We start from the raw sequence: 13,409 nt of genomic DNA on the forward strand, positions 1-13,409 counted from the left end.
TGAGTCAGGCCACGAGTGTACGCCTACTCTAAAAGCAACGAACCCACCAAAATAGGTGGGTTCGTCAGCAGTCTGAGGGGAGCCAATGGCTCCCCTGTTTTTTTTACCTGCTTAGGTGTCCGTTCAGGTGTCGTTCTCTTCCCCGGTTAACTGCCGCCAGGAGCGCCGCCCCAGGTGGTCGTCGCTAAAACCAATGGTGATGGAGCCATCGCCATTCGGTGAAGAGTTGGGGTCATCCGGGTTGCCGACGAAGAGGCGCTCAATATTTCCATCGTTCACGCCGACCAAACGCTCGCCGGTGCCTGCCTGAAGGCCGGTAATGGCATCGCCATTGATGGTAGCGTCGCTATCGGGCGTGCCGTCGCCATTGAAGTCGAACGTAGTCGAGTCGCCGCTGCCGCCGGTATCGGCCAACAGCGACATAAAGAACCCGCTGCGCCCACCTCCGCAGGGGTCGGATTCATCAGGGAGCAGCGTCGAGAAACGCACCCGCCGGGGGAGGCTGCTGGAAATCGAGGGTGCGGCAATCACTCGCTCTCCGGCAGGTAGCTCCAAGCGCCATCCCAAGTCGTTACTGTCAGGGGCAAAATTGCTGCTGGCGCGGCGGTTAAAGCCACTCTGTGAGTTTTCACCCGTAATGCGTTGAAGCAGTAAATCGCTTTGAGTAATGGTCGAGCTGCGATTCACTTGGTCACGCAGGCCGATGAGCTGCTGCGTCGAGCGGTCGCCAATATCGCCGTTGCGGAAATAACTGCCGGTGCCGAAGCTGACCAGTAGCGTATCCGGCGAGCCGCTGCTGAGGGTCACGGCCGGGGCCGAGGTGATGGGCTGGCGGGCGCTGCCTTGGTATAGCCGGTTAACGGTGCCATTGCCGGTTAATGAGAAGCGCCACAGGTTGCCTGCTAAGTCGCCTGCATAGGCAAAGCGCGCGCCATTATAGCTAGGCCAAGCGGTGACGGTTGGTGTTGCTAACCCGTTGGGTAGCTCAGCGCTGCCTACGTCTGTTTTCAGGTGCTTGAGCAGCTCGCCAGTAGCCAGATCCACCACAAACAGCGATGCTTGATAGCCCGTGCTGTTATAGCCATTGCTAAAAATGGCCACCCAGGTGCCGTTGGTCAGTTGGGTAATGGTGGGTTCCGTCACGCCGCTGCCCAGCTCCTGATGGCGAAACTCCCAAAGCACGTCTGAGGCGCTCATACTGCTGGGGTCGCTCACATCAAGTGCAAACACCGTCCGTCCACCAGCGCCCATGGTGCCGACGGCCACGGCAGAAGGGCCGCCGGCGATATTCACTTCACGCACCGCCGGTGTGCCATCCATAAAGTAGCGGTGGTTATAGTTGGGCTGCATCAGTGGGCGAATTGTGGGTGCATCGCCTTGGGTCAGTTCGGCCGGTAAAAAGCCAAACAGCTCTCGACCGGTTGCCGCGTTAAAGCCGTGCAGCATGCCGTCGTTGGCCGCTACCAGCAGCAGCGGCACACGGTCCTCATTGCCCTGTAAGACCACGGGGTTGGCGTTGATAATATCGCCCAGCAGCGATTGGCGTGGCCGTAGCCCCGGTACGGTTTCCCCCTGTAGCCAGCGAACTTCTGCACTGCTTAAACCGCTGTTATCGGCGCTGAGCACAACGCCGCGCCGAGTGCCGTTCTCTAGTCGTTGGAAAGTAAGTAGCCGCCGACTACCTACCTGCCCGGAAAGTTCGGTTTCGGCGTTCCAGCGCTGGCTGCGGCTGCCATCGGGTTGAATCACTGATGCCGCTAAACGCCCTGACCAATCCTCACTTCTAAACCCGGCGGTATAGAGCAGGTTGCCATCTTCAACGCCAAATTCGTCGCTATTCACCGCCGCGGAGGTGTTGGACTGAGAAGCAGCGATAATATTGCCCAGCACTTGCTGCATCACTTGATTAAGCGATGCCTCATCATTGGCAAAGTAGGCGCGCTCGGTACCACCTGCCCGTGCCAAATCCCCAAGTGGGTCATCGGACACGTTCGGTAAGTTGGCGATATCCGGCGGCAAGTTAAAGCCCACCACATAGGTTCTCACCGGGTTAGGCAGCTGTGCGTTGGTATCGTCGTAAAGCCGTTTAATCGCCGCTTCAGCGCTGGCTAATGCGCCGCTCACGTTGTTGCCTAACGAGTTGCCAGAGCGGTCTACTGACGGTAAGCCATCGGTTAGCCAGATATTGGCATTTACCAAACATTGCTGTGCATCGGGGTTATTGATGTTGGGAATCGATATGCCCGTACGGCGCCCCTGGTTAGTGCTAAACGAATTGCCTCTCTCTGTATTGTTTAGAAAGTAATCACGCGCGGTATACATCGTGCCTTCGATAGGGGTTAGGCCTGCTGCAATGAGTGGCCAATTTGGGTCAGTCATGGGATTGCCGCTACCATCCCAGTTATGACGTTGTGGGCCAAGCTTAGTTTCAATAGCTCTCCAGTGGTTGTCGTCGGATAGGCCATCCTCCCCTATTCCACCAATAGGTACGTGCAAATACCCTAGCCCAGGAGAAGACGCAGTGCGCCATTCCAACTGACGCATTGGATAGTTGACAAGGTAACTACCAAAATGAGGGATGCCCCTTTGACGCATACTGTCAGTGAGAAGAAAGTTAGACCTTCTATCTTGATTAGAGAATCTTGGGGTAGTGCTTGTTATAGTACGGAACACATCATATGTTCTCGACCCTTGGTTTTGGTAGAACGAGTCACTGGCATTATCTACTGCTGCTATGTATTCAGTGCCATCTGTGGTTGGTATCCCAAAATTCCCGTCATTTGAGACATATCCTGGTATTCCAACATTAAAGAAAACGTAAGCATTTACCCCAGGAAGCTTTGCTCGGTATCGTTTGATATCCGAGTTCCAGGCACCTTCAAAGCTTGGGTTGAAAAAATTAGGTTCGGGAACAACGCTAAATCTCGCATCTAGCATACGCTCAGTTAACCGCCAGCGAACGGTGCCGCCTGTACTAAAATCATTACGAGAGTTTGAAGCAGGATTTTGCTGGTAGGCCATGAGTCCAAGATTTAGCTGGCCTCGAAACTCGCTAATTAACTGTAAGCCAACACTCTTCATGATGCTGGATTTGCTGATCTCTGACCTTGCGCCAGCAGTGCATAATGAGGTGTCGAAGCTATCTGCCTGGCAGGCTTCTAATGTTTCCCGATCACCAGCTGTATTCCCAATGGCCACTCGCCCATCTAACCCTTCCTGGCCGCTTTCTGAGTTATCTAAAATCAGCAGCACATTGGGTGGCACGCGACTGACAACGTTCAACGGCGCAGGGGAGAGGCCCGTTTGGTCGTTTGGGATGTCGTAATCTTCATCAATGGGCTCGTCATCCCCGCCGCCAATAGGGGGCTCGGGTTCTGGCTCAGGTTCAGGTTCTGGTTCCGGTTCGGGCGTTGGCTCTGGTTCTGGATCAGGGTCTGTGGGCGGAGGGTTGGGCGGAAAGGTGCCCGCCGCCATCGCAGAGTGTTCCACAGCGCTTAGCGTTAGCATCGCGACTAATAGCAGTAATGTAAGTCGTGCACCTGTCATGGGATGACTACCTCCACTTGCTGTTGGCGCACGTATAGCGCTTCAAGCGTTACGCTGGTATCGACGCCACGACCAAACCCTTGTGCCTCAATGCGGTAAAGCATCTCGACCACTTCTGTGCTGCTATTGCTGGAGCGTGACCCCAGGGGGGCCAGCGCTTGAATGCGGTAGCGCGGGTTCTGCGTCAGTTCTGCCATATTCATCGCATGGTTGCTCCAGCCATTGCCGGGGTTAGCGCCGTTTTGTAACAGGGTCTCTGCTTCCCGTAGCGCGGCCTCTGCTGCTTGAAAAGCCACGCTGTAATCCCGCTGACTGGAGGCCATTCGGTCTTGGGTAATCGCCCCTTGCATGGAGGAGAGACTTAAGATGGTGACAATGGCGAGAAAAATCAGGCTTAACACGAGCGCCATTCCCCGCTGATGTGTCATTGCGTGGCTCTGCATGTTAGCGATTCCTCAAAGCGACAGTGGTCGTAAAGGCCTGATAAATCCGCCCGTCTCCGCCGGTAAACGCGTTCTCCCCTCGGAAATTGCCAAGCGCTAGCGTGGTGTTAGCGTTACGCAAGTTGGGTTGGTCACTTTGCACAATGAGCGTAATACGTAGTGCCTGCACGTTGGGCCACTCTGCAGCGTCGACTTCCTCGGCAGGCACGTACGCGTCGTCGATCAAAAAGGCCGTTCGCATGGCCACCACGTGACTGGCGACGATGTCGTTGCGCGGGGTGGTTTGGCTCAGATCTAACCGCATGAGCGATGGCGCGTTATCGTTATTGGCGTCTTGGCCAATGTAGTAAATGGCGTTGTTTAAGACACTCAGCGATACGTTTTGGCCCGCACTGTAGGTGAGTCCGCTCTCATTGCCCCAGTTGCTCAGATTGGGGGCGAGGTTGCTTTGCCAACCGGCCGATGCCGTTTTCTGCAGCGTTCGCACATCATTAGACGTGTTATAAAAAATATCGCAATTCTGTAGACCCTGAAGGAGTACCAGCCGATTGTTAAAAACGCCTCCTATATCTCGGCTTAACGTAATTTGCTGGTTGTTATCGACGCTCTCGACACCCAGCGAATCGCTGCTAAAGCCTGTTCGAGCGATCAGGCCGCCACGAAACGCCAGCACGTCCTGGTCTTCGACGGGGCCGACTAGGCTTGCCGTAAAATCATGGTTACTGGGTGTGTTCCATGCTTGAAGTGGCAAGGCGTCCTCATTGCTATCTGCCCAAGGACGTAGATGTACAGTCGTCTGGGACTGCGCACAGCCGCCACTGTAATCCGCTTGGCGAAGCTCTCGGGCCATCGTATCCAGCGCAAAGCGGCCGGTATCCTGCATATCGGCAAGGGCGGTTTGAAAACGGTAGCTCTGCTGGGAGGAGATAAACAGCTGGGTCGCACCGCCCATGACCAGCAGGCCAATTACCATCGCCACCAGCAGCTCGACTAGCGTAAACCCAGCCTGTGTTTGTTGGGGTGTCAATCTGCCCACGCTATAGCTCCGAAACCAGTTGAATTTGCCGGATGTCGTTGGGGGAAGAGGTGTCATCCCAGCGCACCGTGACGCTGACGCGACGATTATTCACCTCAATGCCTCCCTGCCCGCCTGGGAGCATGGTGGCCACATCCGCTACCCACTCGGATTGGTCGGTGGCAGGTAAGCCGCTGCCGCCAGCATCGACGCCTAGTGCTAGCGCGTAGCTGGCAGCCTGCTCGCTGTTGGCACGAATACGGTCCAGCATGTCCTGGGCCATATTGGTGGCCTGGGTTTCAAAATAGGCGGCACGGTTATGCACCAGCGACTGGGTTTGTAAGCCGAGTACCCCCAGCAGGCCAATCGACAGCACGAGCAGTGCAATCAATGACTCCAGCAGTGAGATACCCCGTTGTAATGTTGGCATGGCGTTGCTCGCTGATGAATTAGTCACAGGCTTGGCGGTTAGTGAGTACCCGGGAGATTCCGCTCGGTTCAACGCGTACGCAGCGGCTTATCCCATTCAGCGTGACGGAAACACTTTGTGGTGCAAAGGCGGCTGTCACCAAGCGGCCCTGGCTATTGAATGTGAAGCTCTCCGGCGCATCCGTAATGGCAATATCATCCACCTCTTGTGCCCAGCTGCGCAGCACCGCATCGTCATTGTCTACGCTCACTTCCCAGCCGTTATCCCAATCGTTTTCTACAGGGAGCAAGCTCACCGCCTGGTTACGCCGAACCGCTTCACTACGGGCAAGGCTTAAGGCAATCTTGTAATCGTTGGTGGTCGTGACAACGCGATTTTCTTGAATAATGCGTGAAAAATTCGGGATCGCAACGGTGGCAAGCGTGGCGAAGAGTGCCAGCGCCACCAGTAGCTCTAGCAGGGTAAAGCCAAGTGCGGGACGTTTTGCCGTCAGCATGCGGAGTTACTCTGAGAGGATAAATAAAAACCAGCATGACGGGCATGCATGATGGACATAGGAGAGGGCATCAATGCTGTCATCATCGGCTGATTTCATTATATCGATATTTAGTTTTATGGTATGGAAGTATAGCGTTTATACCATACAGTGATGGCGCAAGAAGCGAACCCCATTAGCGGACATTCGTCATACGCTGTCACACAACTCGCGCTATGCTCGATAGACGCATGGGTTATCTCGTAAGGACTACCTCGCAAGGGCTAGCTCGTAAGTACTATCTCAAAAGGCTATCTCAAGGGCTATCCAAGGTTATCGACAGAGGTGAGAGGATTTTCAATAGCTGAGAGCTATTGCGTTGGTCGTAAAATGCAAATTGTGACTATTGATCAGGTGCTTTAAAACTGTGACACGTGAATAACGCATCCATACGCTAGTGCAGGTGAGTCTCACTGCCATGCCTAGTACGAAGATGCACAGCATTTGTTCCCTTGGTATCACCAAGGCTAAGAGCAATAAGGGAGAGAGCTATGAGCGGTAAATGTCCTGTCATGCACGGTGGTAACACCTCGATCGGTACCTCCAACAAAGATTGGTGGCCGGAAGGGTTGAACCTGGATATTTTGCATCAGCAAGATCGCAAATCAGATCCGATGGACCCGGATTTCAGCTACCGCGACGAAGTACGCAAGCTCGACTTCGACGCGCTGAAACAAGACGTCCACGCGCTGATGACCGACAGCCAAGAGTGGTGGCCCGCCGACTGGGGACATTACGGCGGTTTAATGATCCGCATGGCTTGGCACTCCGCAGGCACCTACCGTATTGCTGATGGCCGTGGGGGCGGTGGTACTGGCGCTCAACGTTTTGCGCCGCTCAACTCTTGGCCGGATAACGTCAGCCTGGATAAAGCACGTCGCCTGCTGTGGCCGATCAAGAAGAAGTACGGCAACAAAATCAGCTGGGCTGACCTGATGATTCTGGCCGGTACCGTGGCTTATGAGTCCATGGGCTTACCTGCTTACGGCTTCTCCTTTGGCCGCGCCGATATTTGGGAACCCGAGAAAGATATCTACTGGGGTGACGAAAAAGAGTGGCTCGCACCTTCTGACGAACGCTACGGCGACGTCAACAAGCCAGAAACCATGGAAAACCCGCTGGCGGCTGTTCAAATGGGTCTTATTTATGTGAACCCGGAAGGTGTTAACGGTCAGCCTGACCCGCTGAAGACCGCTCAGCAGGTGCGTGAAACCTTCGCTCGTATGGCGATGAACGACGAAGAGACCGCCGCCCTCACCGCTGGTGGTCACACCGTGGGTAAGTGTCACGGTAATGGCGATGCCTCTGCGCTGGCCGCTGAGCCTGAAGCCTCTGACGTTGAAAACCAAGGCTTTGGCTGGGGCAACCCCAACATGCAGGGCAAGGCGAGCAACGCCGTGACCTCTGGCATTGAAGGCGCCTGGACGACTAACCCGACTCAGTTCGATATGGGCTACTTCGACCTGCTGTTTGGCTACGAGTGGGAGCTGAGAAAGAGCCCTGCCGGTGCCCACCAGTGGGAGCCGATTGATATTAAAGAAGAAGACAAGCCGGTCGACGCCAGCGACCCCTCTATTCGCCACAACCCGATCATGACCGATGCGGATATGGCGATGAAGATGGATCCGACCTATCGCGCCATCTGCGAAAAATTCATGGCGGACCCGGAATACTTCAAGCACACCTTCGCGAAAGCATGGTTCAAGCTGACGCACCGTGACCTAGGCCCGAAAGCGCGCTACATCGGCCCGGAAGTTCCGGCGGAAGACCTGATTTGGCAAGACCCGGTCCCGGCAGGCAACACCGACTACTGCGAAGAAGTTGTGAAGCAGAAAATCGCGCAAAGCGGCCTGAGCATTAGCGATATGGTCTCCACCGCTTGGGACAGCGCCCGTACCTACCGTGGCTCTGACATGCGCGGCGGTGCTAACGGTGCCCGCATTCGTCTGGCCCCGCAGAATGCGTGGCAGGGCAACGAGCCGGAGCGCCTGGCGAAAGTGCTGAGCGTTTACGAGCAGATCTCTGCTGACACCGGCGCTAGCGTGGCTGACGTGATCGTACTGGCCGGTAGCGTAGGCATCGAGAAAGCCGCGAAAGCAGCGGGTTACGAGGTACGCGTACCCTTCCTGAAAGGCCGCGGCGATGCGACTGCCGAGATGACCGATGGTGACTCCTTCGCACCGCTGGAGCCGCTGGCCGATGGCTTCCGTAACTGGCAGAAGAAAGAGTACGTGGTGAAGCCGGAAGAGATGCTGCTGGATCGTGCGCAGCTGATGGGCTTAACCGGCCCGGAAATGACCGTGCTACTGGGCGGTATGCGCGTACTGGGCACCAACTACGCTGGCACTAAACACGGCGTATTCACCGATCGTGAAGGCCAACTGACCAACGACTTCTTTGTGAACCTGACCGATATGGGTAACACCTGGAAGCCGGTAAGCAGCAACGCCTACGAGATCCGTGATCGCAAGACCGGTGCTGTGAAGTGGACCGCCTCGCGTGTGGATCTAGTGTTCGGTTCCAACTCGCTGCTGCGCTCTTACGCAGAAGTGTACGCCCAGGACGATAACGGTGAGAAGTTCGTTAAAGACTTCGTCGCCGCCTGGACCAAAGTGATGAACGCTGACCGTTTCGACGTCGCGTCGTAAGTCAGCAACGGTTCGTCGTACTATCTAAGGCACCCCTAGCGGGTGCCTTTTTTTGTATGCGTGCCTGGGCATCGCTGGTTCGTCAGCTTTGCTACAGTAGCGCATGCTTTCCCTTTGATATCACAACACGAGATCGACGATGAAACGCAGTAAATGGATAGGGCTCGTATGGGCCGTTGTCTTGTTAAGTTATTTAGTGCCTTACACGCTGTTAAGCGACGTGTCGCGATGGTACGGCAGCTTTTTGTTTTGGGCTGTGGCCGGGGTGGCCATCATTGCGCTGAACGTGTTTATTACGACAGATTTTAAGGAATATAGCGATGACTGAGTCGCTTATTTGGTGGTCCATTGCTATCTACTTATTAGTGGCCATAGGCATTGCTATTTTGTCGCGCCAACGCCCGGCGAAAGGCGGTTCAGAAAGCATGTCCGGCTACTTTTTGGGTAACCGCCAAATGAACGGGTTTGTCTCGGCGCTGAGCTACAGTGCCACGACGTATAGCGCCTTTATGATGGTGGGCTTGGCAGGCCTGACCTATGCGGGCGGCGTGGGCGCCTTCGGTTTTGAAATCATCTATTTTGCCGGTGTCTCGCTGGTGGCGGTTTTCGGCCCTAAATTCTGGGCCGTTGGCAAAAAGTTTGGCTACGTGACGCCCAGCGAGATGCTGGGCCACCGCTACCATAGCAAGCAGGTGGCCATGGCCGTGTCGATTGCCAGCTGTATCTTCCTAATTCCGTACTCGGCCGTTCAGCTCGCTGGCGTCGGCTACCTGTTGCAGGGTATTACTGATGGCGCCATTACCTTCACCACCGGGGTCGTGCTGGCCACGGTGATCGCCATTTTCTTCTCCTATATTGCGGGGATTCGTTCGGTCATGTGGACCGACTCGCTCCAGGCCATCATGATGATCGTGGCCTCTACTCTGGTAGCCTTTCTGGTGATTCAAAGTCTGGGCGGTTTTGGCGCGCTCTTCGATACGCTGGCAACGGAGCACCCGCAGTCCCTGACGGTGCCTGGCCCAGGACTATTCAGCTTTGTCACCTTCTTGGGACTCACCATTCCCTGGTTCTTCTTTAGCCTTTCTAATCCTCAGGTCAGTCAGCGTCTTTTCATGCCCTCGTCGCTGCGCTCGATGCGCCACATGCTGATTGGCTTTTTGGTGTTCGGTTTTATTTACACCCTCGTTTCGGTGCTTTGGGGCTTCTCGGCTTTGGCTGCTTTCCCTAGCCTCGAGCGCGCCGATTTAGCCACGCCCACGCTACTGGCCTCAGAGTTTGTGCCGCCCGTATTAGGCGTGATTGTGATGATCGGCATTATGGCCGCCGCCGTTTCCACCATCGATTCAATCATGCTGACTCTGGCGTCCATGGTCTCCCGCGACGTCTATGCCAACCTCAAGCCGAACGTCAGTGAAAAGCGACAACTGCTGGTGGGTAAGTGTGTGGTGCCAGTGATTGCACTGATGGCGCTGGCGTTCGCCGAGCTGCAGCTTGACCTGATTGCAGTGCTGTCGGTGGCCGCCTCGTCGGGCTTGGTGGCCATGGTGCCTGCGCTGATCGGTGCTTTCTATTGGAAGCGCGGAACGGCTGCCGGTGCACTGACCAGCGTGGTGGGTACCAGCGCCTTTGTACTGCTGATGTATGCCACCGGCAATTCACTACTGGGCCTGCCTGCCGGTGTGTGGGGCATTGTGGTCGCGAGTGTGCTGTTTGTTGGCGTTAGTCTTGTGACCAAGCCTCATCAAGCCTCTACCGATGCCTTCTTTACCGCCATCGCGGAAGAGTTGGGTAAAAAGCGCCGCCCCGCCAGTGACCCAACGACCAAGCAAGCGGCTCATTAGGCACCCTAGCGATAAAAGCCCCTGATGAGGGGCTTTTTAGCCTTACTGCCACTTCAATAACTGCGCTCTGTAGGCTGCCTGCGCCTGCGTCGCACTAATCGGCTGCAAACGCACCTTGGTGCCCGGCAAACACTGGGCGAGGCGGGCACAGGCCATGGGTGTTAAAGCACCCAGGCGCGGGTAGCCGCCAATGGTTTGGCGATCGTTCATCAGAATGATCGGCTGGCCATCGGGAGGAATCTGCACCGCCCCTAACGGAATCCCTTCAGAGACGATGCCGCCCAGGCGGCTGTTCAGCGCTTTGCCGGTGAGTCGAATGCCCATGCGGTCAGCGCGTTGGTCTACGGTCCAGGGCTGGTTGAAGGCATCGAACAGGCTGCGCCCGGCAAAGTGCGCGGCCTGGGAGCCCAGCACCATGTCCAGCACGGTGTCTTCTGCATCAGGCAGAGGGAGCTGGGTGCCTTGGGGCAACTGGCGTGGCGTGGCACTGCTGCCTTTCCAGGTGAGCTGGTCGCCGGTTTTAAGCGGTTTGCCATCTTCGTGCAGGCCGCCGATTTGCTCCCTCGCCGTGCAGGCTTGGCTGCCCAGCACGGTTGGCGCATCCAGCCCGCCAGGAAAGGCGAGGTACGCGCGCAGGCCCTTTTTCGGCTGGCGAAAGACCAGCGTTTGGCCCGCCTGAATCATAAAGCTGTCGTTGGGCGCCAGCGGTTGGCCATCCAGCGTGGCGGCAAGGTCGGCTCCGGTGAGGGCAAGGCGCACGTCGCTATTGGCCACCAGCGTCAGGTTGCCGCCCATGACGATTTCCAGCGCAGCGCTCTCAAGCGGGTTGCCCAGCAGCCAGTTGGCCCAGCGGAAGGCGATCCAGTCGGCGGCACCGCCTTGAGTCACGCCTAAGTGGCCGACGCCGAAGCGGCCCGCGTCCTGGATCAGCGCCAGCGGCCCGGCTTGCTTAACGGTCAACATGGGGTGGCTCATGACCGCTCCTCCAGCGGGGTCGTATCGCCCCCGGCCGCTTCAAATTCTGATTGGGATATCGCCTTAAAGCGCACTTTATCGCCCGGGCGCAGCAGCGGCTCGCCACGTTTGGCGTGCTCGAAAAGCGGCACGGCTGTTCTGCCAAGAATGTTCCAGCCGCCGGGAGAAAGTAGGGGGTAAATGGCGGTTTGCCGGTCGGCAATGCCTACGCTTCCTGCCGCAACGCGGCGGCGGGGCGTTTTTAAACGCGGCGTGGCAATGGCCTCATCCACTAGGCCCATAAAGCCGTAGCCCGGGGCAAAGCCCAGTGCAAACACGCAGTAGTCGTGGCTGCAGTGGCGCTCAATCAGCGTCTCGACGCTGAGCCCGGCGCGCTGGGCAACGATGGGCAGCTCCGGGCCAACGCGCTCGTCGTACCATACGGGGATTTCATGGAGCTGGCCCTGTTGAGCATCGGCGGGCGTTAAATTGCGCAGCGCGCTGCGCGCGAGCGTCGAGGCCTGGGCAAAAGTGAGCTTTTGGCAGTCGTAGTGCACCAGCAGGGTGGTGTACGACGGAATGAGATCAATCAGCGCGTGATCAAAGGCGCGCCGCAGCGCCTCGTCGGCGGCCATGATCCACGCCATATTGCTTTCATCAATGGCGTCGAACAGGCGCACCGTCAGGGCGTCCATCGCCGCCGTTTCTAAGCGCAGTTTCACGCGGACTCCAGCGCCGTAAAGGCCTCACGAATGGCGCGCACGGCGGCCACGGATTCGGGGTTATCGCCATGCACGCAGAGCGTGTCGCAGGGAAGCTGCAAGGCGCTGCCATCCCGGGCGGTCAGCGCTTCGCCTTTGGCCAGGGCAACGGCTTGGGCGACGATGGTGGCTTGGTCGTGGTGAACAGCTCCCGGCAGGCGGCGAGAGGCGAGATGCCCGGTGGCCTCATAAGCGCGGTCAGCGAAGGTTTCAAACCACAGCGTCACGCCCATTTTTTCCGCTAACTGACGATGCGGCTCTGGGTCGGCGGTGGCCATCACCATGAGCGGCAGGTGGGCATCGAATGCCTTCACGGCGCGCATGGCACCTTCCATCAATTCCAGATTGGCGGCCATGTCGTTGTACATCGCCCCGTGGGGCTTGACGTAGCTCAGCGCGGTGCCTTCCGCTTGGCAAATGCCTGCCAGCGCGCCAATTTGGTAGAGCATCATGTCTTCCACTTCGGCAGGTGAGCAGGCCATGGAGCGGCGGCCAAAGCCCATTAAATCAGGGTAACCGGGGTGCGCGCCGATCTTCACGCCGTGCTGAACAGCAAGCTTCACTGTCTTGCGCATCACATGGGGGTCGGATGCGTGGTAGCCGCAGGCAATGTTGGCACAGTCAACGTAGGGCATGACATCAGCGTCTAAACCAATCGACCAGTTGCCGAAACTTTCGCCCATATCGCAGTTAAGCAGCGGAATCGCCATAACGTCTCCTGCAGGGTTGCGTGTTGTTAGTAATTGATATCGCAATTAATTAGCTAAATGAGGAAGACCATTTGCTAATCATGATGACTTGTTAGTCAGCATGTTTATGGTTGTGTTAGTGCAAAAATAATATATGGAGCCTGTGTCGCAAGTGCCAATCGTTTTTAGCGATATTAAGTATCGGTGGTTCCTATCATGCTGTTATTTAGTGGAAAAATAGTTGACGCTAGGGCGTGATACGATTATCAACTAAATAAAGCGACTCAAAAAAGATTACAAAAGAGACGCCCTTATCCGCCTGCTGTTGCGCGCTCGCGCTACCTATAACAATGGTCAGGAAAGGGTGATTTCCGAGGAGTGCCACATGCGGTTGCCAGCCCCGCGACAGCATGACCGTGCCCAGCACGGCATGTTGCACATACATTTGCATATCGACGTCTCGCGATGGAAAGCCCTCATCGTCGGCGTAGTGAAAGCGCGTCACACGGCGCTTTCTATGAATGCTCAATTACAGGCTGGTTAAGTA

The 13,409-nt window shown here is 56.6% G+C and carries 12 protein-coding genes; 3 read left to right on the plus strand and 9 right to left on the minus strand.

The window, feature by feature from the left end:
- Positions 1-123: 123 nt before the first annotated feature.
- From R0J87_RS14580 to R0J87_RS14600, 5 genes are read right to left on the minus strand one after another with little or no spacing between them, the layout of a single operon-like run.
- A complete protein-coding gene (locus R0J87_RS14580; RefSeq protein WP_498887007.1) occupies positions 124-3,546 on the minus strand; it encodes a pilus assembly protein in 3,423 nt (1,140 codons plus the stop codon).
- On the minus strand, positions 3,543-3,989 hold the full coding sequence (locus R0J87_RS14585; protein ID WP_498887009.1) for a pilus assembly PilX family protein: 447 nt from the start codon (positions 3,987-3,989) through the stop codon (positions 3,543-3,545). The genes R0J87_RS14580 and R0J87_RS14585 overlap by 4 nt, the downstream gene beginning before the upstream one ends.
- Position 3,990: 1 nt before the next feature.
- Complete coding sequence (locus tag R0J87_RS14590; RefSeq protein WP_498887010.1) at positions 3,991-5,025, minus strand: PilW family protein; 1,035 nt, start codon at positions 5,023-5,025, stop codon at positions 3,991-3,993.
- 1 nt (position 5,026) lies between these two features.
- Positions 5,027-5,434, minus strand: a complete 408-nt coding sequence (gene pilV, locus R0J87_RS14595; RefSeq protein ID WP_498887012.1) for a type IV pilus modification protein PilV — start codon at positions 5,432-5,434, stop codon at positions 5,027-5,029.
- Between the two features lie 19 nt (positions 5,435-5,453).
- Positions 5,454-5,930: a GspH/FimT family pseudopilin gene (locus R0J87_RS14600; protein ID WP_498887014.1), complete on the minus strand. Its 477-nt coding sequence runs from the start codon at positions 5,928-5,930 to the stop codon at positions 5,454-5,456.
- A 530-nt stretch (positions 5,931-6,460) separates the two neighbouring features.
- On the opposite strand from R0J87_RS14600, the gene katG reads away from it, so the two are divergent.
- The 3 genes from katG (at position 6,461) to R0J87_RS14615 (ending at position 10,458) form a co-directional block, all read left to right on the plus strand.
- Positions 6,461-8,617: a catalase/peroxidase HPI gene (gene katG / locus R0J87_RS14605; RefSeq protein WP_498887016.1), complete on the plus strand. Its 2,157-nt coding sequence runs from the start codon at positions 6,461-6,463 to the stop codon at positions 8,615-8,617.
- A 139-nt stretch (positions 8,618-8,756) separates the two neighbouring features.
- Complete coding sequence (locus R0J87_RS14610; protein ID WP_498887018.1) at positions 8,757-8,945, plus strand: hypothetical protein; 189 nt, start codon at positions 8,757-8,759, stop codon at positions 8,943-8,945.
- Positions 8,938-10,458, plus strand: a complete 1,521-nt coding sequence (locus tag R0J87_RS14615; RefSeq protein WP_498887020.1) for a sodium:solute symporter family protein — start codon at positions 8,938-8,940, stop codon at positions 10,456-10,458. Before R0J87_RS14610 ends, R0J87_RS14615 begins: the two co-directional genes overlap by 8 nt.
- A gap of 42 nt (positions 10,459-10,500) precedes the next feature.
- Here R0J87_RS14615 and R0J87_RS14620 read toward each other — a convergent pair whose 3' ends face one another.
- From R0J87_RS14620 to R0J87_RS14635, 4 genes are all read right to left on the minus strand, one after another.
- A complete protein-coding gene (locus R0J87_RS14620; RefSeq protein ID WP_498887021.1) occupies positions 10,501-11,433 on the minus strand; it encodes a 5-oxoprolinase subunit C family protein in 933 nt (310 codons plus the stop codon).
- On the minus strand, positions 11,430-12,134 hold the full coding sequence (pxpB, locus tag R0J87_RS14625; protein WP_404464341.1) for a 5-oxoprolinase subunit PxpB: 705 nt from the start codon (positions 12,132-12,134) through the stop codon (positions 11,430-11,432). The genes R0J87_RS14620 and pxpB overlap by 4 nt, the downstream gene beginning before the upstream one ends.
- Positions 12,131-12,883, minus strand: a complete 753-nt coding sequence (locus tag R0J87_RS14630; protein WP_498887024.1) for a 5-oxoprolinase subunit PxpA — start codon at positions 12,881-12,883, stop codon at positions 12,131-12,133. The genes pxpB and R0J87_RS14630 overlap by 4 nt, the downstream gene beginning before the upstream one ends.
- A 226-nt stretch (positions 12,884-13,109) precedes the next feature.
- Positions 13,110-13,367, minus strand: a complete 258-nt coding sequence (locus R0J87_RS14635; RefSeq protein ID WP_498887026.1) for a hypothetical protein — start codon at positions 13,365-13,367, stop codon at positions 13,110-13,112.
- Positions 13,368-13,409 lie beyond the last annotated feature (42 nt).

This window comes from Halomonas sp. SIMBA_159 (genome assembly GCF_046536035.1).
In the GTDB taxonomy this organism is placed as follows: Bacteria; Pseudomonadota; Gammaproteobacteria; order Pseudomonadales; family Halomonadaceae; genus Vreelandella; species Vreelandella venusta_A.

What these genes read in the sequence shown, in the direction of transcription:
- R0J87_RS14630 (WP_498887024.1), bottom strand. Translation starts at nt 12,883, where the DNA reads ATGGCGATTCCGCTGCTTAACTGCGATATGGGCGAAAGTTTCGGCAAC.
- katG (WP_498887016.1), top strand. Translation starts at nt 6,461, where the DNA reads ATGAGCGGTAAATGTCCTGTCATGCACGGTGGTAACACCTCGATCGGT.
- R0J87_RS14585 (WP_498887009.1), bottom strand. Translation starts at nt 3,989, where the DNA reads ATGCAGAGCCACGCAATGACACATCAGCGGGGAATGGCGCTCGTGTTA.
- pilV (WP_498887012.1), bottom strand. Translation starts at nt 5,434, where the DNA reads ATGCCAACATTACAACGGGGTATCTCACTGCTGGAGTCATTGATTGCA.
- R0J87_RS14620 (WP_498887021.1), bottom strand. Translation starts at nt 11,433, where the DNA reads ATGAGCCACCCCATGTTGACCGTTAAGCAAGCCGGGCCGCTGGCGCTG.
- R0J87_RS14600 (WP_498887014.1), bottom strand. Translation starts at nt 5,930, where the DNA reads ATGCTGACGGCAAAACGTCCCGCACTTGGCTTTACCCTGCTAGAGCTA.
- R0J87_RS14610 (WP_498887018.1), top strand. Translation starts at nt 8,757, where the DNA reads ATGAAACGCAGTAAATGGATAGGGCTCGTATGGGCCGTTGTCTTGTTA.
- R0J87_RS14615 (WP_498887020.1), top strand. Translation starts at nt 8,938, where the DNA reads ATGACTGAGTCGCTTATTTGGTGGTCCATTGCTATCTACTTATTAGTG.
- R0J87_RS14580 (WP_498887007.1), bottom strand. Translation starts at nt 3,546, where the DNA reads ATGACAGGTGCACGACTTACATTACTGCTATTAGTCGCGATGCTAACG.